This window comes from Bradyrhizobium sp. U87765 SZCCT0048, from assembly GCF_018131225.1.
Taxonomy (GTDB): Bacteria; Pseudomonadota; Alphaproteobacteria; order Rhizobiales; family Xanthobacteraceae; genus Bradyrhizobium_A.
On the sequence record NZ_JAFCMM010000002.1, the window covers coordinates 19,887 to 41,526 of the forward strand.

General features: G+C 68.3%; 18 protein-coding genes and 1 tRNA gene. 6 read left to right on the forward strand and 13 right to left on the reverse strand.

Features of this window, described 5'->3' with window-relative positions; translation table 11 throughout:
- Positions 1-22 precede the first annotated feature (22 nt).
- Both JQ639_RS13380 and JQ639_RS13385 read right to left on the reverse strand, forming a co-directional pair.
- Positions 23-1,279 (reverse strand): MFS transporter, encoded by a 1,257-nt coding sequence (locus JQ639_RS13380; protein WP_211990911.1) that lies wholly within the window; start codon positions 1,277-1,279, stop codon positions 23-25.
- Entirely contained in the window at positions 1,279-2,553 is a 1,275-nt protein-coding gene (locus JQ639_RS13385; RefSeq protein WP_211970768.1) for an acetamidase/formamidase family protein, read from the reverse strand. Before JQ639_RS13385 ends, JQ639_RS13380 begins: the two co-directional genes overlap by 1 nt.
- A gap of 256 nt (positions 2,554-2,809) precedes the next feature.
- Here JQ639_RS13385 and JQ639_RS35675 point away from each other — a divergent pair, with 256 nt between their 5' ends.
- Positions 2,810-3,421, forward strand: a complete 612-nt coding sequence (locus JQ639_RS35675; RefSeq protein ID WP_211970766.1) for a glutathione S-transferase family protein — start codon at positions 2,810-2,812, stop codon at positions 3,419-3,421.
- A 39-nt stretch (positions 3,422-3,460) separates the two neighbouring features.
- Here the strand turns inward: JQ639_RS35675 and JQ639_RS13395 are convergent, their stop codons facing one another.
- Genes JQ639_RS13395 through JQ639_RS13415 form a run of 5 tightly spaced genes read right to left on the reverse strand, consistent with a single transcriptional unit; the run spans position 3,461 to position 8,250 of the window.
- A complete protein-coding gene (locus JQ639_RS13395) occupies positions 3,461-4,294 on the reverse strand; it encodes a helix-turn-helix domain-containing protein (RefSeq protein WP_211970764.1) in 834 nt (277 codons plus the stop codon).
- A 37-nt stretch (positions 4,295-4,331) separates the two neighbouring features.
- The gene (locus JQ639_RS13400; RefSeq protein WP_211970762.1) at positions 4,332-5,357 is read right to left on the reverse strand and encodes an ABC transporter substrate-binding protein; all 1,026 of its coding nucleotides are present in this window, start codon (positions 5,355-5,357) and stop codon (positions 4,332-4,334) included.
- Positions 5,358-5,368: 11 nt separating this feature from the next.
- The gene (locus JQ639_RS13405) at positions 5,369-6,208 is read right to left on the reverse strand and encodes an ABC transporter permease (protein ID WP_249123714.1); all 840 of its coding nucleotides are present in this window, start codon (positions 6,206-6,208) and stop codon (positions 5,369-5,371) included.
- Entirely contained in the window at positions 6,205-7,086 is an 882-nt protein-coding gene (locus tag JQ639_RS13410; RefSeq protein WP_211970760.1) for an ABC transporter ATP-binding protein, read from the reverse strand. Before JQ639_RS13410 ends, JQ639_RS13405 begins: the two co-directional genes overlap by 4 nt.
- A 9-nt stretch (positions 7,087-7,095) precedes the next feature.
- Positions 7,096-8,250: an alpha/beta hydrolase family protein gene (locus JQ639_RS13415; protein ID WP_211970758.1), complete on the reverse strand. Its 1,155-nt coding sequence runs from the start codon at positions 8,248-8,250 to the stop codon at positions 7,096-7,098.
- Between the two features lie 138 nt (positions 8,251-8,388).
- Here JQ639_RS13415 and JQ639_RS13420 point away from each other — a divergent pair, with 138 nt between their 5' ends.
- The 5 genes from JQ639_RS13420 to JQ639_RS13440 all read left to right on the forward strand — a co-directional run bounded on the left by JQ639_RS13420 (position 8,389) and on the right by JQ639_RS13440 (position 13,876).
- On the forward strand, positions 8,389-9,279 hold the full coding sequence (locus JQ639_RS13420; RefSeq protein WP_211970756.1) for a helix-turn-helix transcriptional regulator: 891 nt from the start codon (positions 8,389-8,391) through the stop codon (positions 9,277-9,279).
- A 96-nt stretch (positions 9,280-9,375) separates the two neighbouring features.
- Positions 9,376-10,131: an alpha/beta fold hydrolase gene (locus JQ639_RS13425; RefSeq protein ID WP_211970749.1), complete on the forward strand. Its 756-nt coding sequence runs from the start codon at positions 9,376-9,378 to the stop codon at positions 10,129-10,131.
- A 234-nt stretch (positions 10,132-10,365) separates the two neighbouring features.
- A complete protein-coding gene (gene selA, locus JQ639_RS13430; RefSeq protein ID WP_211970747.1) occupies positions 10,366-11,766 on the forward strand; it encodes an L-seryl-tRNA(Sec) selenium transferase in 1,401 nt (466 codons plus the stop codon).
- A gap of 19 nt (positions 11,767-11,785) precedes the next feature.
- A complete protein-coding gene (selB, locus tag JQ639_RS13435; protein ID WP_211970822.1) occupies positions 11,786-13,828 on the forward strand; it encodes a selenocysteine-specific translation elongation factor in 2,043 nt (680 codons plus the stop codon).
- Positions 13,781-13,876 (forward strand) — tRNA-Sec (locus JQ639_RS13440). The genes selB and JQ639_RS13440 overlap by 48 nt, the downstream gene beginning before the upstream one ends.
- A gap of 36 nt (positions 13,877-13,912) precedes the next feature.
- Here JQ639_RS13440 and selD read toward each other — a convergent pair.
- From selD to JQ639_RS13470, 6 genes are all read right to left on the reverse strand, one after another.
- Positions 13,913-14,959: a selenide, water dikinase SelD gene (gene selD / locus JQ639_RS13445; RefSeq protein WP_211970745.1), complete on the reverse strand. Its 1,047-nt coding sequence runs from the start codon at positions 14,957-14,959 to the stop codon at positions 13,913-13,915.
- Positions 14,960-15,104: 145 nt separating this feature from the next.
- Positions 15,105-16,031, reverse strand: a complete 927-nt coding sequence (fdhE, locus tag JQ639_RS13450) for a formate dehydrogenase accessory protein FdhE (protein ID WP_211970742.1) — start codon at positions 16,029-16,031, stop codon at positions 15,105-15,107.
- A 13-nt stretch (positions 16,032-16,044) separates the two neighbouring features.
- Positions 16,045-16,710: a formate dehydrogenase subunit gamma gene (locus tag JQ639_RS13455; RefSeq protein ID WP_211970740.1), complete on the reverse strand. Its 666-nt coding sequence runs from the start codon at positions 16,708-16,710 to the stop codon at positions 16,045-16,047.
- Complete coding sequence (fdxH, locus tag JQ639_RS13460; RefSeq protein WP_211970738.1) at positions 16,707-17,618, reverse strand: formate dehydrogenase subunit beta; 912 nt, start codon at positions 17,616-17,618, stop codon at positions 16,707-16,709. The genes JQ639_RS13455 and fdxH overlap by 4 nt, the downstream gene beginning before the upstream one ends.
- 11 nt (positions 17,619-17,629) lie before the next feature.
- Positions 17,630-20,701, reverse strand: a complete 3,072-nt coding sequence (fdnG, locus tag JQ639_RS13465; RefSeq protein ID WP_211970736.1) for a formate dehydrogenase-N subunit alpha — start codon at positions 20,699-20,701, stop codon at positions 17,630-17,632.
- Positions 20,702-20,920: 219 nt separating this feature from the next.
- Positions 20,921-21,493: a DUF805 domain-containing protein gene (locus tag JQ639_RS13470; protein WP_211970734.1), complete on the reverse strand. Its 573-nt coding sequence runs from the start codon at positions 21,491-21,493 to the stop codon at positions 20,921-20,923.
- Positions 21,494-21,640 lie beyond the last annotated feature (147 nt).

Genomic DNA, 21,640 nt, shown 5'->3' on the forward strand with positions numbered 1-21,640 from the left:
GATCGTATTTCCTTTGTTGATGTCAGTCTTGCCGAGCGACGGAAGCGATCCGGCGCTGCGCCGCGATCAGGCAGCGCACGCAGCCGGCACCGGTCAGCGCCACCATCGCGATGGCGCCGTAGATGCCGCCGACCGGCCACTGCTGCGCGACGAGAAGTCCGATGACCGCCGGGCCGACGATCGTTCCGATCCGCCCGAAGCCGAGCGCCCAGCCGACGCCGGTGGCCCGCGCTGCCGTCGGATAGAGCCCGGCTGAGACCGCCAGAACGGCCCCGCCGGACGCCGACGCCGTCACGCCGGCCAGCAGCACCGCAACCGGCAACAGCGCCGGGCTCGTGGTCGCCACGCCGATCGCGGCAACGGCGACAGCAGTGATCAGCAGCGCCGCCGCAAGGGCGCGCTCGGCACTCAGCCGCGTCAGCAACAGGCCGGTCACGAACACGCCGATCACGCCGCCCGCATTGTTGAGTGCGAGCACCAGGGCCGCGCCGCTGTCCGACCAGCCCGCGCGCTGCAACAGCAGCGGTGTCCACAACGCCGTGACGACCAGCGTGGTCCAGGTCATGAACGAGGCCAGCCACAGCCACAGCGTCACCGGCAGCCGGCCGCCGTCGGCCAGCGCCTGCCCCAGCGACATGTCACTGCGCCCCGGCGCCGATGTCGCGCGCGCCTCCGGCAGCGCCATCGCCAGTACCGGCACCAGCAGCAGTGGCCCGAGCCCTCCGATCAGAAAGATCGACGGCCATCCGAATGTCGGCAGCAGCACCGAGCTGGCGAAGGAGCCGGCCATGCCCCCGAGCGGGACCGCGGCCCACAGCCAGGTGACCATGCGCGCGCGCTGCTCCGCCGGCGCATGCTCCGAAGCCAGGCTGATGAAATTCGGGCTCGCGCCGCCGAGGCCGACGCCGGCCATCGCCCGCAGCAGCACCAGCACGCCGAACGATTCCGCGAACGCGGTGCCGAGCGACGCCAGCGCGAAGATCAGAACCGTCACGATCAATGCGCGCTTGCGGCCGAACCGATCCCCCAGCGAGCCGAACAGCGCCGCCCCCGCCAGGAAGCCGAGCTGCGACGCGCCGAACACGAGGCCGAAGGCGCTGGCTTCGACGCCGAGCGTCGCGGCCATCGCCCGCGCTGCCGGACCGATCGACTGGGTGTCGAAGCCATCAGCGAAGGCCACCAGCGCGCACAGCGCGAACACCCGCCAGGCGGAGCGCGTCACCGCCCCGCCGTCCCGCCGCGCGACGCCCGCGCTCGCCATGTCGCCGCCGGCCTGCATCAGCCGCCCGGCCGGATCGAGCGCGAGATCTGCTGCAGGCGATCGGCCCCGAAGATGGCCTTCGGCAGCATCCCGTGCACCGCCTTCAGCGGCGAGTTGGTATAGACGGTCTTGGTCTGGTTGGCGTACTGCGTGATGCGGAAGCTGCCGGAGATGCTGCATAGCGCATAGATATCCATCGGCGACAGCGCCGTCGCCGCGCTCAGCCAGGTGATCATCTGGCGCAGCGACGCCGCCAATGCGTCGTCGACCGTCGAGCCGTATCCGAGCGTAATCCAGTGGGTGGGCGTCTCGGCGACCGGCGTGCGGACCGGCACTTTCTTGTGCAGCACATACTGGATCCGCAGATCTTCCATCGCGGTTTCGATCGCGGTCTGGTTGACCACACCATCGCCTTGCGCCGCGTGGGAATCGCCGGTCCAGATCCGCCCGCCGGCGACCTCGACCGCGAGGAACAGCGAGGTGCCCTCCACCAGTTCGCTCAGGCAGATGTTGCCGCCATAGGCGCCGCTGAGAATGCCGCTGACCGGCTTGTCGCCCGCCGGCTGCACCGCCATCACGGCCTGGATCGGCGCGAGCGGCAGGCGCACGCCCTCGGCGAAATCGGCATAGCGGCGCGCCGGGTCGAACCGCAGATAATGCAAATACGGCTTGTCGAAATCGTCAGGCAGCGCGCCCATGCCGCGCGGGGTGGAATTCCAGCCCCAGTCGATCGGCTTGAGGCGCAACATGCGGCACTCGATGATGTCGCCGGGCTCCGCGCCTTTCACGGCGACTGGCCCCACCAGCGAATAGGGCCCTGCCGGGTAGCGCTTGCGGATGCTCTCGCGTTCCTCGAACGGCATGCCGTACTTGGCCTCGTTGGCCCAGTTCACCCATGTGTTCGAATAGTGGACGACATCGCCGGATGCGATTTCCAGCACCACCGGCGTCGCCGGATCCATCGCCCCGACCTTCACCGTGTCGGCGCGCGACGGCAGTTCGTGAACCTTGCCGAGCGGACGGCGGCCGAACACCGGTGCCTCCTTCGCCTTGGGCGGTGCCGCGATGGCCGCGCTGCCGCCGCCGACGAACAACGCCGAAGCCGCGGCGAGGCGGAACGCGCCGCGACGGCTCACGCCGCGCGCATCGAGCGTCGCGCCAAGCGCATCGCTGTCGACGCCTTCGCACGTCATCGCGCGGCCGGCGGCTGACGCCGCGATCGCCGGCGCCAGATGGCGCGGACAGGGATCGTGAACGGTACAGCAGCAGTCGGCTCGCGCGATGTCTGTCATGGGCGTTTCCTCGTGTCTTTTGTGTTCCGCCGTGCCGCGGGGGTGATCTCGTTGCCGCCCCTTCTAGCGCCGCCGCTTCGGGCTGGCATCCGCAGGGGATCGCCCCGCTTAGCGGATCGTCCGGACTTCGCAAAGCAAGCGCGGCGGCCCGGGAACGATAATCGGACGATTCGACCAATCGCGCGCCATCCGGCCACAGCATCGCTTCCGCTGCGCTGCTACGCTCGCCGTGACAACAGCCATATGCGAGGACGAGGTGATCGAAATCTGGGGCCACAAGGACGCGCCGAACGTCCGCAAGGTGCTGTGGGCCGCCGCGGAGCTGCGGCGGCCGCTGCATCGGATCGATGCCGGCGGCCGTTTCGGCGGCGTCGACGAAGCGGCCTATCGCGCCATGAATCCCAACGGCCGTGTTCCCACGATCCGGGATGGCGATTTCGTGCTGTGGGAGTCCCACGCCATCATGCGCTACCTCGCCGAGACCACGCGCGATCAGGCGCTGATTCCGGCCACGCCGCAGGCGCGGGCCCGCATGAACCAGTGGATGGACTGGCAACTCGCCCATCAGGCCGGCGCCATCCGCGCGCTGGTGATGATGACGCTCAAGACCGACACGGCGCCGGATGCCGCGCGGCTGTCGGCGGCACGGCGCGACGCCGACGCGCTGTTCGCCATGCTCGACGACGCGCTGTCACGCCACGGCTTCATTGCCGGCGATGGCTTCACGCTGGCCGACATCGCCATCGCGATCGGCTACGAGCGCTGGTCGCGCCTGCCGATCGAACGGCCGGCATTCCCCCACCTCGCCAACTGGTTCGTGCGGGCCTGCGCGCGGCCCGGCTATCGCGACCTGCCCGTCGCGGCCTGATGGCGGCGCGCGGCCGGCGGATCAGCCGCAGCCGACCGTCTACGACGTCGTCTGTCGCCGGAACTCGCTCGGCGATACCGCCAGATGCTGGGTGAAGAAGCGCGTGAACGTGCTGTGGGAACCGAAGCCAAGCTCTTCGGCGATCTCCACCAGCGATCGGTCGGTCGTGCTCAGCCAATGGGTCGCGATCTTGACCCGGAAGTGATCGATGTAGTGCTGCGGCGAGACGCCGACGCAGCGCCGGAATTGCTCGAAGAAGCGCGAACGCGACAAGCCGACTTCCGCGGCGATCCGGCCGATATCCGGATTTTCGAGCGCGTGCTCGCGAATGAAGTGAAGCGCCTTGCGGATGCGGAAGTCGATCGGCCGGAAGGCCGCTGCCTCCAGGCGCGATGCGCTGGGATCGACATAGGCGCGGGAAATCGCATCGAGCAGGTCGGTCAGCAGATCCTCGCAATCGCCGGCCTCGCCGAGCAATTGTTGCGGAATGGCCGCGGCCAGCCGCTCGGCATTGAGGCGGACATCATCCGTGATGTCTTCGCGCAGGTTGGGAAACGTCTGCCCGAGCGCAACACCCTGGCTGGCCAGCAGACGGCCGAGCCATACCGCGTCGATGATCAGCGACAGGATCATGGTCGGCCCGCGCTCATTGGCGAGCTTGAGATGCGGCACCCATGGATTGAACAGCAGCACCGAGCGGTCGTCGAGCGACAGCGCCTGCGTGCCGCTCCTGAACTGCGCATCGGCGCCGCCGAGCTTGAGCAGGACGTTGAACTCCTGGTGGGCATGCTCCACCAGCGCTTTGTCCGTGAGATTGACGGTGGCGCGGCCGAACGCGCCCTGCATGATCCAGATCGGCGTGGTGCTGGTCATCTGGTCGCCCCGCGATGCGCCGGCTGCGCCATCGGCGTCAGAGGTGGCCGCCGAGATCCGCCAGCGCCTGGATGCGCAGACGGTCGTCCAGGAGATCGGCGAGACGCGGCGGCTTTCTGACGACGCCGGCGCTGGTGAGCCATGCCATGAAGTCGTCGACAAAGTGGAGCGAAGGGCGCGCATCGTCCGGAAAGCCGAGCGACACCATGTCCGCGCTGGCGTTGATCTGCAGCCCGCGCAGCGTCTGCGCCACCGCCTCGCGGCCGGCGGGATCAGCGGTGTCGCGGCGATAGGCGCCCGCGCCCCGCAGATAGGCGGCGAGGACGCGGCGTCCGAGCTCGGGCTCCGTGGTCAGCAGGCGCTGCCCGAACAGCAGGTAGCCGGCGGGAAAGTTCGGCTGCACCTGATCCATGCTGGCGACACGCACCGCATTGCCTTTCGCGACCAGCTCCGACGCATAGGGTTCGAGCACCGATGCGCCGTCGATCGCGCCATTGAGCAGCGCCGGCAGCGCGTTGCCGATGCCGGTCGCGACCGCCTCGACATCATCGACGCCGATGCCGCCCTGATCGGCGAGCTTCTTGACCAGCCAGTGCGGCGGCGCATAGCGCCCGAGCGCAAGCTTGCGTCCCCTGAGATCCGCCGGCCCCTTGTAGGCGCCGCGCTCGACCAGCTCGCGCCGCATCACCAGGCTGATGATGCCATGGCCCGGACTGTGCTCGCCGCCGGACGCCACCACGCGCGCGGTGACGCCGCGCGCCGCGGCATTGAGAAATGCAGCGGAGATCCCCGCCACCACCGCGTCGACGGCGCCGATGCCGAGCGCCTGGTTGGACTCGGCGGTGTCGCCGAACGGCACCAGTTCCACCTCGACGCCCTGCTCCTTGAAGAAGCCGCGGGTATAGGCAATGGCGACCCCGGCATCATACAGCGCCCGGATCATGCCGATGCGCACCGAGGTCGCCGCGGCGCGCGCGACAAGGGGCCGCGCGAGGCCGGCGGCCGCGCCGGCCATCGCCGCGACCACCGTGCGGCGGGTCAGGCGTTTGTGAGCCATCGTCATTCCGCCTCCGGTCATGGGCGCTTCCAGGGGATCAGCCGCCGCTCGACCGCATCGAAGATCCAGAACGACACCGTTCCGAGCGCGGCGATCACCACGAGGCCGACATACATGTCCTCGACGGCGAGCGTCTGCCACGCCTGCCAGATCATCGCGCCGACGCCGGTCTTGGACGAGAACATCTCGGCCGTCACCAGCAGCAGCAGCGCGACGCCCCAGCCGAGCCGCAGGCCGGCGAAGATGGTGGGCAACGCGCCGGGCAGCGCGATGGTCAGATAGGTTGCCAGCCGGCTCGCACGGAAGTTGCGCCCGACATCAAGATAGATGCGATCGATGTTGGCAACGCCGGCCGATGTCGCGACGACGATCTGGAAGAACACGCCGATCGCGATGATCGCCCATTTCGATTCCTCGCCGATGCCGAACACCAGCATCACCAGCGGCAGCAGCGCCACCTTGGGGATCGGCATCAAGGCGCCGATCAGCGGCTGGATCGCCGCGCGAATGATCGGGTTGAGCCCCATCACCGTACCGATGAACACGGCCGGCACCGCGCCGATCACGAAGCCGACGCATACCCGCCCGAGGCTGATGAGTACCTGCATCGGCAGCGACTGATGCCAGGGCAGCCCTGTCGTCAGGTACCAGAAGGTATCAGCGATCGAGGACGGCGCCGGAAAGAACCGCTGGTCGATCAGCCCGAGCCGCCCGGCGATCTCCCACAGCAGCAGCAGCCCCACCGGGGCGAGCACGGACACCAGGACGCGCGGCTCGATCGCCAACCGCGACGGCTGCGGCGCGCGGGCCGGCGCCAGCGTGATCAGGCGACCGCCGGATGCGGACATTTCGCTCATGAGGCCTCCTGCTGGCGGCGTGCGTGCATCACGACCTCGTCGCGCAACTCGGTCCAGATCCGCCGGCTCATCTCCGCATAGGCGGGATGGGCTTTCATGCCGTGCGGATCACGCGGCCGCGGCAGCGTGTTGCGGATATCGCTCTTGATCGTGCCGGGGCGCGCGGTCATCACCAGCGTGCGGTCGCTCAGCGCGATCGCCTCGTCGATCGAGTGGGTGATGAACAGCACAGTCTTGCGGGTCTCTTCCCAGATCTTCAGCAGCTCTTCCTGCAGCAGCGCCTTGTTCTGCTCGTCGAGCGCCGCGAACGGCTCGTCCATCAGCAGCACCTCGGGATCGTTGGCGAAGGCGCGCGCGATCGAGACGCGTTGCTTCATGCCGCCGGACAGCTGATGCGGATAGGCCGTGCGGAACGCCGCGAGGCCGACCTTGGCGATGTAGTAGTCCGTGCGCTCGCGCATCACCGCGGCCGCCGCGCCACGCCGGCGCAGGCCATAGGCAACGTTGTCCTCGACGGTCATCCAGGGAAACACCGACTGGTCCTGGAACACCATGGAATCGAGCGGCGCCTGCGGATCGTCCTGCCGGACCTGCGCCACCCCGGAGGTATGGCGCTCAAGGCCGGCCAGAATCCGTAGCAGCGTGGTCTTGCCGCAGCCCGAGGGACCGACGATGCAACAGAACTCGCCGGTGCGGATGTCGACGACGACATCCCGCAGCGCCTGCACGCCCGCGCCTTTGCCATGGCCGGCATAGACCTTGCCGAGCCCGGCGACATGGATCTTGGTCGCGCCCTGCGCCGCGGCGTGAGTGGCCTCCTGCGATCCGGACGGATCAGGCTGTTGGGGCGGCGGCGGCGCCGCATGCGTGGCAGACATCGCCAGACCTCAGAGATGATCGCTGAACCAGTCGGCGATCAGGCTGGCCGCCGGTTCCTGGCGATCGAGCTGGACATGGCTGGCCCCGCCCTCCTCGGCGGTATAGACGCGCAGCTCCTTGTGGCTGGAGCCGATCGCGGCGAACAGCGCCTTCGCGTTATCCAGGCTGGTCTGGCGATCGTCCTCGCCGTGCACCAGCAGGATGTCGCAGGAGATGCGCGGCGCCGCGTCCCGCAGGTTGAACGGCGCCAGCAGCGCGAGGGCGTCGTCGAAATCGCGCGCGCCCATGATGTTCAGCAGGTGCTTGCCGGTCGTGCCCAGCGCATTGCGATAGTCGACTTCTGCGCCATGGCCGATCGAGGTCAGACGGCGCACCCAGACATCATGATAGTCGTAGATCGCGCCCCAGGCGACGCAGGCCTTGATGCGCTTCTCATAGGCGACGGCACGCGGCGCGGTGTAGCCGCCCATGCTGGCGCCGATGACGCCGATCCGCGCCTTGTCGACATCGGCCCGCGCCTCCAGCCAATCCACGGCCGCCGCCGCGCACACCTCGCTGTCGTGCCGCGCCTTCAGGCCGTTCAACCGCAGCGATGCACCCTGGCCGGTGATATCGATGCCGAGACAAGAGATGCCGCGGGCCGCAAGCAGGGCGGCCATCGGAAACATCTCTTCCTTGGTGCCGTCGAGACCATCCCACAGGATCACCGCCGGCGCCGGGCCCGAAACCCCACGGGCCGGCACGAAATAGGCCGACAACGACGAGGTGCCGAACGGCACATCGACGATCTCGACCGGAAACGCGGCATGGCGCGCGAAGCGGCTGAAGCTCTTGAGATGCAACCCGTAGGTGAGCGGCGCGCGCTCGTCGTCCGGATCGAGAAATGCCTCGGCCCATTGGTAATACTGCGCAGCGCGATAAAATTGCGAGGCGGCGGTAGCCCGGTGCCCCTTCTCCTCAGCCTGCTCGCCGACTCCCGCGGTCTGACGCGCGAGCCTGAGCCAGGCGCGGTGCCACGCCTCGCCATCGCCCTGCGGCGGGGCCTTGGCCGCCTCCTGCAGATCCTTCAGCGCCCAATGGATTTCGCCGAAGTGACCGCCCGCCGCAAGACAACGGTTGACAGCCAGCGACCACATGTAGTTACCGGGAAAATAGAAAAACATCGTGCGGCCTTTCCTCCCCCCGCCGGAGGACTGCTCCAGCCGGTTGTTGGACAGATGCGTACTTCGGGACCGGCGATGGCGAAGCGCCGGATGGTCCCGAAACTGATCGAATCGTCCGGAAATTGGAGGAACTCGGCCATGCCTCGTCGGATCGGCGCCCACGGCATCCTGAAGGACGGCGACCGCTATGCGGCGGGCATCATCCAGGGCGCGTTCGGCCGCGTGACGGTCGGCCCGATGGCGCGCGCTCTCGTTCCCCATGTCCATGCCGAGTACAACCTGCTGGTGCGCCTCGAAGGCCCCGATCCGCTGTTCGTGTCCGAGAAGCAGCCGCTGCCGGTGTCGGACGGCGTCACCCTCGCCTTCAATCCATGGAAGCCGCATCGCAAGGAGCCGGGGACGCGCGGCCCGGCGCAGATCATGGCGCTCCTGATCGGCGCCGAATGGCTCGCGCGTATCGGGCATGGCGCGTCCGCGCCGGCCGGCGCGATCTTTTCAAGCCCGCTGGTGCCGCACACCGACGACGCACGCCGCAAGGCACGCGCCCTTGCCGACGCCGTCGCCGGCACCCACGCCGACGCGGACGGCCGCTTCGAGACGCTTGTCGCGGACTATCTGTGCGCCGTGATCGACGCGGACTCGCCGACAAGGCGTGAGGTATCGCAGCCGGCCACTGACGCCCGCATCCGCCGCGCGACGAAGATCCTGCGCAGCCGCGCCCGGGAAAATCCCGATCTCACCGCGGTCGCCTCGGAAGTCGGCATGTCGCGCTCGCGCTTCTTCGAGCAGTTCAAGCTCACCATCGGCGCCTCGCCACAGCAATATCTCGACTGGGTGCGCATGAGTCACGCCACCGAGGCCCTGGTCAACAGCACCGAGAAGCTTCACGCGCTCGCGCACGACCTCGGTTTCGGCGAGCTGACCCATTTCACCCGCTTCATCCGCCAGCATCTCGGCCTGTCGCCCGGTGAATTCCGCCGGCGCGCCTATCAGCTGCGCAACGCGGCCTCCGATGACGATCGCGATTAATCGGACGATTTGAACACTCGCCCGAATGACACGCCGCGGATCGCGGCGATACGGTCCTGCCGTTCTCAACGCAACGACAGGCACGTCAGGGCGACAATGATCAGGCATTCAGTTTTCGGGCGCGGACCGACCAAGGTCATCGCGCTGCACGGCTGGTTCGGCGATTCATCGGTGTTCGATCCGATGCTGCCGGCCCTCGACGGCGAGGCGCTTTCGGTGGCGTTTCTCGACTACCGCGGCTATGGCCGGTCGCGGAACATCGCAGGCGACTACACGGTGGCGGAAATCGCCGCCGACGCCCTCGAACTCGCCGATGCCCTCGGTTGGAAACAGTTCGGCCTGCTCGGCCACTCGATGGGCGGGGCGGCGGCGCTGCGCACCACGGTTTCGGCACCGGCGCGGGTCACGCGCATCCTCGCGGCAACCCCCGTGCCGGCGTCCGGCGTGCCGTTCGATCCCGGCGCCCGGCAGCTGTTCGAAAGCGCCACCGATCAGTTCGACTCGCGGCAGGCGATCATCGCCTTTTCGACCGGAAACAGGCTGTCGGGAATCTGGTCGCAGCGCATCGCCGAGCTTTCGCTCGAGCGCTCGGACAAGGCCGCCTTCGCCGCCTACTTCCAGTCATGGAGCGCTGGCGGCTTCGCCGACCAGGCGCGCGGCCTCGCACAGCCGACGCTCGTGCTGGTCGGCGAGCACGACGCCGCGGTCACCCGCGAGGCGATGCAGGCGACATATCTCGCTGACTATCCGAACGCCGAACTCAGGATCATTCCCAACGCGGGCCACTACCCGATGCAGGAGGTTCCCGCGTGGTTCGCGACCGAGGTGAACGGCTTCTTCGCGGAAGCCTGACCCGGCCCTTTCGGTGGAACATCGACAGCGCCGGTCATCGCGGCCGGCGCATGCGGGCCGGTCGCGAAGGCCCATGCCTAGCGGCGCCGAGAGCATCGTCGCCATCCGTCGCCCGCAAGTCCGCAGACGACTGCCGGAAAGGCAGCGCCGGCGTGCAAAGCACGTTGCAACGGCGCGCGCAGTTTGCGACAAATCATTGAGTTGTCTGCTGCACTTCCGAATGCCGGAGCGCGAATGAAGACACCGGACCTGCTGCGGGCGCTGCCTTCCGTCAGCACGCTGCTCACCGCCGCCGAGAGCGCGGCGCTGCGCGAACGATACGGCCGGCAGGCGGCGACCGACGCGCTGCGCGCCGTCCTCGGCGATGCCCGGGAGACGATCAAGGCCGGCGGAACCGGTGCGCCCTCGGATGCCGACCTCGTGGCGCGCGCTCATGCCGTGCTCGACGGCCAGGACCGCTCCGCGCTGCGCCCGCTGTTCAACCTCACCGGCATCGTGCTGCACACCAATCTCGGCCGCGCCGTTCTGGCCGAAGACGCGATCGCCGCCGTCGTCGCAGCGATGCGCGATGCGGTGGCGCTGGAATATGATCTCGCCACCGGACGCCGCGGCGAGCGCGACGACCATGTCCGCGGCCTGCTGTGCGAGCTGACCGGCGCCGAGGACGCCACCGTGGTCAACAACAACGCCGCCGCGGTGCTGCTGTGCCTCAACACCCTGGCTGATGGCCGCGAGGCCGTCGTCTCGCGCGGCGAGCTGATCGAGATCGGCGGCGCCTTCCGCATGCCCGCGATCATGGCGCGCGCCGGCGCCCGGCTTGTCGAGGTCGGCACCACCAATCGCACCCATGCCAGGGACTATCGCGAGGCCCTGACGCCGCATAGCGGCGTCGTGCTCAAGGTTCATACCTCGAACTACCGCATCCAGGGCTTCACCGCCGAGGTCGCCCCCGCCGAACTCGCCGGCATCGCGCGTAGCGCCGGCGTGCCGCTGCTGCACGATCTCGGCTCGGGCACGCTGGTCGATCTCGGGCGCTACGGTCTCAAGCGCGAGCCGACGGTGCGCGAGGCGGTCGCGGACGGCGCCGACCTCGTGACTTTTTCGGGCGACAAGCTGCTCGGCGGTCCGCAGGCGGGTTTTATCGTCGGCAAGGCGGCACGCATCGCCGAGATCAACCGCAACCCGATGAAGCGCGCGCTGCGCGTCGACAAAATGCGGCTCGCCGCCATCGAGGCCACGCTCAAACTCTATCGCGATCCCGACCGCCTCGCCGAGCGCCTGCCGACACTGCGCGCGCTGGCGCGCGCCCGCAACGACATCATGACCCAGGCCGAACGCCTGCGACCGCAACTGGCGCGGCTTCTCGGCGAGCGCCATCAGGTCGAGGTGACAGATTGCGACAGCCAGGTCGGCTCCGGTGCATTGCCTCTCGACACGCTGCCGAGCGCGGGCCTGCGCATCCGCTGCGCCGACGGCCGCGCGCTGGAACGTCTGGCGGCTGGCCTGCGCGGGCTGCCCCGCCCGGTCATCGGCCGCACCGTCGACGATGCGCTGGTGCTCGACCTGCGCTGCCTCATGGACGACGCCGCGCTGCTGGCCACGCTGTCGGCACTCGACCTCACGGAAGCCCCCTGACAGCGCCGGGCATGTCGCGATGATCATCGGCACCGCGGGTCACATCGACCATGGCAAGACCGCGCTGATCAAGGCGCTGACCGGCGTCGACACCGACCGCCTCAAGGAAGAGAAGGCCCGCGGCATCACCATCGATCTCGGTTTCGCCTACCTGCCGATCGACGGCGGCGAGATTCTCGGCTTCATCGACGTGCCCGGCCACGAAGGCCTCGTCCACACCATGCTGGCCGGCGCCGGCGGCATCGACTTCGCGCTGCTCGCCATCGCCGCCGACGACGGCGTCATGCCGCAGACCCGCGAGCATCTTGCGATCATCGACCTGCTCGGCATCCGCCATGGCATCATCGCTGTCACCAAGGCGGACAGCGTTCCCGCCGAACGATGCGCCGAGGTGATGCAGCAGGTCCGCGGCGCCCTCGCGGCCACGACACTCGCCGATGCCGACATCGTCGCGGTCTCCGCGCATACCAGCGCAGGCATCGCCGATCTGCGCATGCGGCTCGCCGCCGCCGCCCGTGCCGCGACGCGTCGCGCGGCCGACGGCCGCTTCCGCCTCGCCGTCGACCGCGCCTTCACGCTGACCGGCGTCGGCGTCGTGGTAACGGGCACGGTGCTGTCGGGCGCCGTCGCGCTCGATGATCATGTGACCGTCAGTCCGTCGGGACTGCGCGCGCGGGTGCGCTCGATGCATGTCCAGAACCGGCCGGCGGCGACAGCGCGGGCCGGCGACCGCTGCGCGCTCAATCTCGCCGGCGACGGCATCAGCAGGGATCGACTGCATCGCGGCGACGTCGTGCTCGATCCCGCACTGCATGCGCCGACCGACCGCATCGACGCCCGCCTGCGGCTGCTGCCGTCGGAGCCGAAGGTGCTGCGGCAATGGTTTCCGATCCGCCTGCACCATGGCTCGGCGGAAGTCGGCGCGAGGGTCGTGCTGCTCGGCGACGGGGCGCTCGCGCCCGGCACGGAGGCCGATGTGCAGCTGGTGCTGGAGCGACCGATCGCGGCGGCGGTGCCGGACCGTTTCGTGATCCGCGACGTCTCCGCGCGCCGCACCATGGGCGGCGGCCGCTTCATCGATCTGCGTGGACCTGCGCGACATCGACGCACGCCGGAGCGGCAGGCGCAGCGCGCAGCGCTGGCATTGCCGGATGCGACGGCTGCCTTCGCGGCGCTGCTGACGACACCGCCTTTCGCATGGGACCTTACCGCGTTCCTGCGCGACCGCGCCCGCCCGGCCGGCGACGAACGCACCCTCGTCGATACGCTTGGCCTCGTCACCCTGCCGACGCCAGCGGCGACCTTCGCGCTCGGCCCCGCGCACTGGCAGCAGCTCGCGGCCGATATCGTCGAACGGCTGCGCTCGTTCCATGCCGACAACCCGGATCTGCAGGGCATCGGCCGGGAGAAGCTGCGCCTTCTCGCCGAGCCGCGCCTGATGGCCGCGCCTTTCGCAGCAGCGCTGCAGCGCCTCGGCGCGGCCGGTACGATCGCCCTCGACGGCGCGTTCGTCCGCCTCGCCTCCCACGCCGCGCACATGTCGCCGGACGATGAGGCCACATGGGCTCAGCTCGCCCCGATGCTCGGCGGCGGCGAACGCTTCCGGCCCCCGCGCGTGCGCGACATTGCGACAGCGACGGGGCGCGCCGAGCGCGAGGTGCGCAGGCTGTTCAAGCTCGCAGGACGCATGGGCCGCGCCGATGAGGTCGCCCATGATCATTTCTTCCTGCGCGCGACCGTGAGCGAGATGGTCGGCATCGTCGCCGATCTCGCGGCGCACGCCGATGGCGGCGTCTTCACGGCCGCGCAGTTCCGCGATAGGGTCGTGAACGGCCGCAAGGTCGCGATCCAGATCCTCGAATTCTTCGACCGCCACGGCGTCACCCACAACCGCGACGACCTGCGCCGTGTCGTGAGGCATCGCCTCGACCTGTTCGGGCCGGTGACCCCGGCGAACGCTGCGAACGATGGCGATGGCGAGACCAATGAGCCGGCCGATCTGAAGATCGCCGATGGAGGAGAATCGTCCCCGGTGGGGCGTCCGGACTTCAAATCCGGGTGAGGCAGCGCGTCTGTCTCGGGTGGGTTCGACTCCCGCTCTCTTCCGCCACTTCCTGTCTGATGTTTTCTCGCCAGAGACGTCTCGTCAGACGATATCGATGCCGGCTTCGCCCGCGGCCACGGATCCGATGACGCGTGCGCCGGGATAGCCGGCGGCCTCGATGGCATCACGCAGCGCGTCGGCACGTTCGGGCGCACAGGCGACCAGCAGCCCGCCCGACGTCTGCGGATCGGTCAGCAGCGCCCGCTGCCACGCACCGCCGGCGGCCGGCAGCACGACCTGATCGCCATAGCTCGCCCAGTTTCGCGCCGACGCGCCCGTGACATAGCCGGCCCGCGCGAGATTCTCCGCCTCGCGAAACAGCGGCACGCGGTCCCATGCGATGCGCAGGCGCACGCCGGCGCCGCGCGCCATTTCGAGCCCATGCCCGAGCAGGCCGAAGCCGGTGACGTCGGTGATGGCATGGACGTCGGCGTCCGCGCCGAGCGTCGCGCCGACGCGGTTGAGCAGCGTGGTTGAGGCCATCATCTCGGCATAGGCCGCCGGCGACAGCGCCTGCTTCTTGAACGCCGCGGAGTACACCCCGACGCCGAGGCCTTTGGTCAGGATCAGGGCGTCGCCGGGCCGCGCGCCCGCGTTGCGGCGGACGTTGGCGGGATGGCACAGGCCGATCACCACAAGGCCATAGATCGGCTCGGCGGAATCGATGGAATGGCCGCCGGCCACGGGAATGCCGGCTTCGGCGCAGATCGATGCGCCGCCGTCGAGGATGGCGCGGACCATCTCGATCGGCAGCTTGCCGAGCGGCATGCCGAGAATGGCGAGCGCCATGATCGGCCGCCCGCCCATGGCATAGACGTCAGACACCGCATTCGCAGCCGCGATGCGGCCGAAATCATGGGGATCGTCGACCACCGGCATGAAGAAGTCGGTGGTCGCGATGACGCAGGTGCTGTCGTCGACCTGCCAGACCGCGGCGTCGTCGCCGGTTTCGGTGCCAACCAGAAGCTGCGCGAACGGCACGGCCGACGAACGGCCCGCAAGCAGTTCCTGCAACACCGACGGCGCCAGCTTGCAGCCGCAGCCGCCGCCATGGGCGAGGTCCGTCAGTCGGAAGGAGGATGACACCATGAACGGCAGGCTCCCACCATCGGCCGATCCGCAGTGCATCCGCACGATGGCGCGCGCAGCACGGCCGACCCGGTCTCACGATAGGTGCAATGCGAGGCCGCGACAAGGAGCGCGGCTTACGCGCTGCGCATCGTTCCCCGCGCGTTCAGCCGACCAGCAGCAACGGATGCGGCGCATGCCGCGACCAGCCGGCCTCGGCGACCAGCATATCGAGCCCGAGCGACGCCAGATCGTCGGCGACCGGATCGGCCTGCATGTCCTGCCTCTGGTAGATCATCTTCGCATAGGTGCGGCAGGCGCCGCAGGTCTCAGCCTTGACCACGCCGTTGTCGCCCTCGATGCCCTCCAGCGCGATGGCGCGGGAGTCGCCGCAGGTGATGCAGACAGCTCGGACATGGTTCCAGGCGCTCGCGCACAGCGAGCAATGCAGATAGCGCGTGCCGGGCGTCGCCCCCGACACCGTGACCAAACCCGCGCTCGGCGTCGAGCCGCAGCAGGGACACAGCCCGCGCTGCTCCAGCAGATGGAGCGTGTCGAGCGGTAGCCGGGCGGCCATGGCCGCGAAATAGACCTGCAGCGCGGCCGCGACATAGACCGCCGCGCCGGCCTGCGCCGTCGCGAGGCGTCCCCGCAGGAAGCCGTCGGCGAGCTCTTCGACGGTCCCGGCATCGGCCGACGCGAGCGCCGCGATCGACTGTCGGGCCGGCGCCGGCACGCCGGCGACATCGAGATGATCCCGGAAAACCGCAAGGCTGCCGCGCCAGGCGCCATCACGGCGATGACCGTCCGCCGACAGCGGCGGCAGGCCGGCGGCGACCGCCTGCACCACCGCGCCCTCGGGCAGCGCCGCGAGATCGACCATAGCACCGGCCGCGGCATGCTGCGCCGACGACAGCCGCGCTATGAACGCCAGCCAGTCCGCCATCGGATGACCGGTCGCCTGATCCTGCAACCGCGCCGCCGTCCGGGCAAAGCGCGTCAGCGGATCGGGCAGCACGATGGCCGCGGGCGCCGTGACGCCACCTGTCGGCCCTTCCCAGCGTCCCTTGGGCGGAAGCTCGCCCTGCCTCACCGCACGGCCTCCCTCATGACACGTCGGTGCGGCGCGGCACGGGGCCGTGCGAGCCCGTCTCGACCAGGCGCCGGAACCACTTGCGATGATGGCGATAAGCCCAGCCTGGCGTGACATAGCCCTGGGTCATGGCCCGCATCGAGCCGCGGATCCACAGGCCGGCATAGACATGGGTGATCCACACCAGGATCGCCGCGATCGCCGCGAGGCTGTGCAGCAGCAGTGCGACGCGCTGCTGCTCGATGCTGGTGTAAGCAGCGAAATAGACCTCCCAGACCACGAGGCCGGTGAAGAACAGTACCGGCACCAGCAGCGCCATCGCCCAGAACACGAACTTCTGACCGGCATTGAAGCGAGGCACCTCGGGGACGCCCTCCTCGTCGTTAACCAGCACGCGGTCGATGGCGCGCAGCCAGCGGATGTCGTCGCGCGACCACATCTCGTCGCGCCAGAACTGCACGATCATGCCCATGTAGCTGACGAACAGCACGCAGCCGATCCAGGGATGGGCGGCGCGCGTCCACTGCCCCCCGCCGAACAGGTTCGACAGGAAGAACAGCATCGGGTGGAACATGGCGAGGCCGGACAGCACCAGCAGCACGAAGCAGATGCCGGTGATCCAGTGGTTGATCCGCATCGCCGCGGAATAGCGCAGGATGGTGCCTTCGGGCTGTGTCATCGCGATCCGTCCGCTGCGTCCATCAGCCGGCGCGCCTTGGCCTCGTCCTCCGGCTGCACGTCGTTGGGCCCGGCGGTGATCCAGTGCAGGAATCCGGCCAGTGCGCCGAAGGCAAGGCCCGCCAGCGCCACCGGCTTGATCAGGCCTTTCCAGAACGTGACGAAGTGGCTGATATGGGGATTGTCCGGCAGGCCGGAATAGATCGCCGGCTTGTCGGCGTGGTGCAGCACATACATCACATGCGTGCCGCTGACGCCCGGCGGATCATACAGGCCGGCGTTGTCGAATCCGCGCGACTTGAGATCGGCGATACGCTCGCCCGCCCAGTCGGTCATGTCGGTCTTGGAGCCGAACATGATCGCGCCGGTCGGACACGCCTTGACGCAGGCCGGCTCGAGGCCGACGCCGACGCGGTCCGAGCACAGCGTGCACTTGTAGGACTTGTGGTCCTCCTGGCTGATGCGAGGGATGTCGAACGGGCACCCCTTGACGCAATAACCGCAGCCGATGCACGCGTCGCTGATGAAGTCGACGATGCCGTTGGCATACTGCACGATGGCGCCGGGCGCCGGACAGGCCTTGAGGCAACCCGGGTCCTCGCAATGCATGCAGCCGTCCTTGCGAATCAGCCATTCGAGGTTGCCCTTGTCGTCCTCCCACTCGGCGAACCGCATCAGGGTCCACACCGAGGGACTGAGATCCATCGGGTTCTCGTAGGCGCCTTCGAAATGGCCGACCTCGGGCCGCAGGTTGTTCCACTCCATGCACGCCGACTGGCACGCCTTGCAGCCGATGCAGCGCGTCACGTCGATGAGCTTGGCGACCTCCTGCTCATGGTTGCGTGCCGACGGCGGCGTCAGGGTCGTCGCCGAGCGCCTGATGTAGTTCTGGGACTGCAGGTCCGACATCGACTGCTCCTTCAGGCCGCGGGCCCGTCCGCCTTCTCGACATTGACCAGGAACGCCTTGAACTCCGGCGTTTGCGTGTTGGCATCACCGACTGACGGCGTCAGCGTGTTGGCGCCAAAGCCCTTGCGCGCCTGCCCCGTGAAGCCCCAGTGCAAGGGAACGCCGATGACATGGACATCCCTGCCGTCGACGGTCAGCGGCTTGATGCGCTTGGTGACATAGGCCTTGCAGACGATGAAGCCGCGCTTCGACGACACCCGCACCCAGCCGCCCTGCGCGATCCCCTTCTGCCGCGCCAGCACCTCGCCGATCTCGACGAACTCCTCCGGCTGCAGGATGGCATTGATCAGTGCGTGCTTGGTCCAGAAGTGGAAGTGCTCGGTGAGGCGGTAGGTCGTGCCGACATAGGGAAACTCGGCCGCCGTCCCCATGTTGTTGCGATCTTCGGCGAACACCCGCGCAACCGGATTGTTGCTGACCTTGGGATGCAGCACGTTGGGCAGCGGCGACTCGAACGGCTCGTAGTGTTCGGGGAACGGGCCGTCGACCATCTGGTCGCGCGCGAACAGCCGCCCGGTGCCTTCGGCGTTCATGATGAACGGGCCGACGCCATCAGACGGTTTCGTCGTCGGCGTGTAGTCGGGCACGTCGATGCCGGTCCACTGCGTGCCGTTCCACTCGATGATCGGCTTTTTCGGATTCCACGCCTTGCCGTCGGGATCGGCGCTGGCGCGGTTGTAGAGAATGCGCCGGTTGGCCGGCCACGCCCATGCCCAGTTCGGCGCGATGCCCTGCTCGCGCGGATCGGACGCGTCGCGGCGCGCCATCTGGTTGCCCTTCTCGGTGAAGCAGCCGGCGAAGATCCAGCAGCCGCTCGCCGTCGTGCCATCGTCACGCAACTGGGCGAAGCCATCGAGCAGCTTGCCCCCGGGGACCGTCACCGCGCCGCTGGCGTCCTTGAGATCGACCAGCGCACGGCCGTTCATGTCCTTGGCGAGTTCCTCGGGATCGGGCTCCAACGGATCGCTGTAGTTCCAGCTGACATTGAGCAGCGGATCGGGGAAAGCGCCGCTTTCCTTGCGATAGAGTTCGCGCAGGCGATGGAAGATCGCGCTCATAATCCAGATGTCGGACTTGGCCTCGCCCGGCGCATCCGCCGCCTTCCAGTGCCACTGCAGCCAGCGCGCCGAGTTGACCAGCGAGCCGTTCTCCTCGGCAAAGCAGGTCGTCGGCAGCTGGAACACTTCCGTCTGGATCTTCGCCGGCTCCGACGGATTCTGCGGCCCGAAATCTTCCCAGAACCGCGAGGTCTCGGTGTCGAGCGGATCCATGGTGATCAGGAACTTGAGCTTGCCGAGCGCGCGGCGGATCTTGCCGCGATCCGGGAATGCCTGCATCGGGTTGAAGCCCTGGCAGATATAGCCGGTGAGCTCGCCATTGTTCATCATCTCGAACGCGCGGATGATGTCGTAGAGCGGCACGTCGAGCTTGGGCAGCCAGTCGTAGGCCCAGTTGTTGTCGGCGGTAGCGGCGGCGCCGAACATCGCCTTCTGGAAGCTCACGAAGAACTTGCGGTAGTTCTGCCAGTAGCTGATCTGGCCGGGCCGCAGCGGCTTGAACTGCCGCGTCTTCATGTAGTCGTCGACCGTCGTCTCGTGGTCGGCCGGCAGCGTCAGGTAACCCGGCATCTGGTTGGACAGCAGGCCGACGTCGGTCAGGCCCTGGATGTTGGAATGGCCACGCAGCGCATTCATGCCGCCGCCGGCGACGCCGATGTTGCCGAGCAGCAGCTGGACGATCGCCATGGTGCGGATATTCTGGGCGCCGACCGAGTGCTGCGTCCAGCCCAGCGCGAACAGGCTGGTCATCGCCTGGTCGGGCCGCGCCGTCGAGGCGATCAGGTCGTAGACCTGCTGGACCTTGTCTGGCGGCGTGCCGCAGATGCGCGACACCATCTCAAGCGAATAGCGCTCGACATGCTGGCGCAGCAGGTTGATGACGCAGCGCGGATGCTGCCAGGTGTCGTCGACCCTGGCGAAGCCGTCGTCGCCGAGCTCGAAATCCCAGGTCGAGCGGTCGTAGGTCCGTGCCTCCTCCTGATAGCCGCTGAACAGGCCCTGGTCGAAGCCGAATCCTTCCTTCACGATGAGCCCGGCATTGGTGTAGTGCCGGACATAGGCGTGCTGGATCTTGTCCTTCTCCAGCAGGTAGCGGATCAGGCCGCTGAGGAAGGCGATGTCGGTGCCCGGGCGGATCGGGGCGTAGAGATCGGCGACCGATGCCGTGCGCGTGAACCGCGGATCGACCACGACGAGCTTCGCCGCGTTCTCGATCTTGGCCTCGATCACCCACTTGAAGCCGCAGGGATGCGCTTCGGCGGCATTGCCGCCCATCACGATCACCACATTGGCATTCTTGATGTCCTGCCAGGTGTTGGTCATCGCACCGCGACCGAATGATGGGGCCAGACTGGCCACCGTCGGTCCGTGTCAGACACGCGCCTGGTTGTCGAACACCACCATGCCGAGGGAGCGCGCGACCTTCCAGGTCAGGTACGCAGTCTCCGACGACGATGCCGACGCCGCCAGCATGCCGACGCTGGTCCAGCGGTTGACGGTCGCCCCGTCCTTGTTCTTCGCAATGAAGTTCCTGTCGCGGTCGTCCTTCATCAGCCGGGCGATGCGCTCGATCGCGAAGTCCCAGGTCACTTCCTTGAATGCGCCCCCTCCGGGGGCGCGATACCTGGGTTTCTTCAGCCGTGTCGGCGCGTGCACCACATCGAGCAGTGCTGCGCCCTTCGGGCACAGCGTGCCGCGGTTCACCGGGTGATCGGGGTCGCCCTCGATATGAATGATGTTGGAACGGGCGTTCTTGGCGCGGTCGCCCATGCTGTAGATCAGGATGCCGCAGGCGACGGAACAGTAAGTGCAGGTGTTCCGCGTCTCGGTCGTCGCCGCCAGCTTGAACGGCCGCACTGCCGCCGCCAGCGCCTCGCCGTCATACCCGAAGCCGAGGGCGCCGAGACCGGACGCCGCAAGACCCGCGCCTGTCAGTTTGATGAAACCACGACGGCTCAGTTCCATGATCTGCTCCTGCATTCCATCGAATGGTCGAACGATCAGGCCGCGGACAGCGGGACCTACCATGGCATCTTACATCGCCCTAGGAATATAGCCATGAGGGGTTTTGCGGGGCGAGCGCGCTGGCAAGCGTCGTCAGGCGCACCGACAACGCCGAAACGCGTCTTTTGTGCGAAGCAAAACGCTGTCATCACGCCGGCGTGATTCCCGGCACCACAGCGACTAACCGCGACGCCCGAGCTGGCCGGTGACGCTGGCGATGCGGTCGGCCGGCACGGCGCCACCGGCGCGATCACGCGACCGGGGGGGCGTCCACCCGCCGGATGCGCTGGACTCGGACGGCTGGCCACTGCCCGGCCAGAAGGTCAGGACAAGGACAACGGCCAGATTGACGAGACCACCGATGATCGTGCCGTGATGGCGCGGCTCCAGCGACAGATCCGGCAGCTTGCTCGCGAGCGCATAGTCGAGGGCGCTCAGCGCGATCCAGGCGGAGACGACACAGACCGGATCCCAGCCGATATCGCGGATCCGCATCGAGGTCAGCATGAAAGTCGCCACGAGATAGAAACCGGCCAGCGCCAGCGCGGGCCAGCCCGCCTCGCCCAGCGAGTGCGGCACGCGCCCGGACGCAGCGGCATGATAGAGGGAATAGGCGACGAAAAACGCCAGGATCGTGGTCACGATCCCGAGCACGATGCTGCCGAAGAAGAACTTCAGCCGGCCGATCCTGGCATTCAGACCGAAAATCATCCCGAGCATCGCGCAGCCCTCGTGGGTCGCGGTACCGTGCATACCCACGGTTTCCAACCCCTGAAGACACCATGGAACTTGCGTGACGCGGTTTCCGGACAGTTAAGGAGGCTGCGGAATCCTCGAGGGAGTCGGCCGCCTCGCGCCAGAGCGTTTCAGCGAGACGCCGACCCGGACGATCCGTTGCTT

Coding starts and splice junctions, on each gene's coding strand:
- JQ639_RS13455 (WP_211970740.1), bottom strand. CDS start 16,710: ATGACACAGCCCGAAGGCACCATCCTGCGCTATTCCGCGGCGATGCGG.
- JQ639_RS13395 (WP_211970764.1), bottom strand. CDS start 4,294: ATGACCAGCACCACGCCGATCTGGATCATGCAGGGCGCGTTCGGCCGC.
- JQ639_RS13410 (WP_211970760.1), bottom strand. CDS start 7,086: ATGTCTGCCACGCATGCGGCGCCGCCGCCGCCCCAACAGCCTGATCCG.
- JQ639_RS13470 (WP_211970734.1), bottom strand. CDS start 21,493: ATGCACGGTACCGCGACCCACGAGGGCTGCGCGATGCTCGGGATGATT.
- JQ639_RS13420 (WP_211970756.1), top strand. CDS start 8,389: ATGCCTCGTCGGATCGGCGCCCACGGCATCCTGAAGGACGGCGACCGC.
- selD (WP_211970745.1), bottom strand. CDS start 14,959: ATGGTGTCATCCTCCTTCCGACTGACGGACCTCGCCCATGGCGGCGGC.
- selA (WP_211970747.1), top strand. CDS start 10,366: ATGAAGACACCGGACCTGCTGCGGGCGCTGCCTTCCGTCAGCACGCTG.
- JQ639_RS13415 (WP_211970758.1), bottom strand. CDS start 8,250: ATGTTTTTCTATTTTCCCGGTAACTACATGTGGTCGCTGGCTGTCAAC.
- JQ639_RS13380 (WP_211990911.1), bottom strand. CDS start 1,279: ATGCAGGCCGGCGGCGACATGGCGAGCGCGGGCGTCGCGCGGCGGGAC.
- JQ639_RS13400 (WP_211970762.1), bottom strand. CDS start 5,357: ATGACGATGGCTCACAAACGCCTGACCCGCCGCACGGTGGTCGCGGCG.
- JQ639_RS13405 (WP_249123714.1), bottom strand. CDS start 6,208: ATGAGCGAAATGTCCGCATCCGGCGGTCGCCTGATCACGCTGGCGCCG.
- fdxH (WP_211970738.1), bottom strand. CDS start 17,618: ATGTCGGACCTGCAGTCCCAGAACTACATCAGGCGCTCGGCGACGACC.
- selB (WP_211970822.1), top strand. CDS start 11,786: ATGATCATCGGCACCGCGGGTCACATCGACCATGGCAAGACCGCGCTG.
- JQ639_RS13385 (WP_211970768.1), bottom strand. CDS start 2,553: ATGACAGACATCGCGCGAGCCGACTGCTGCTGTACCGTTCACGATCCC.
- JQ639_RS13425 (WP_211970749.1), top strand. CDS start 9,376: ATGATCAGGCATTCAGTTTTCGGGCGCGGACCGACCAAGGTCATCGCG.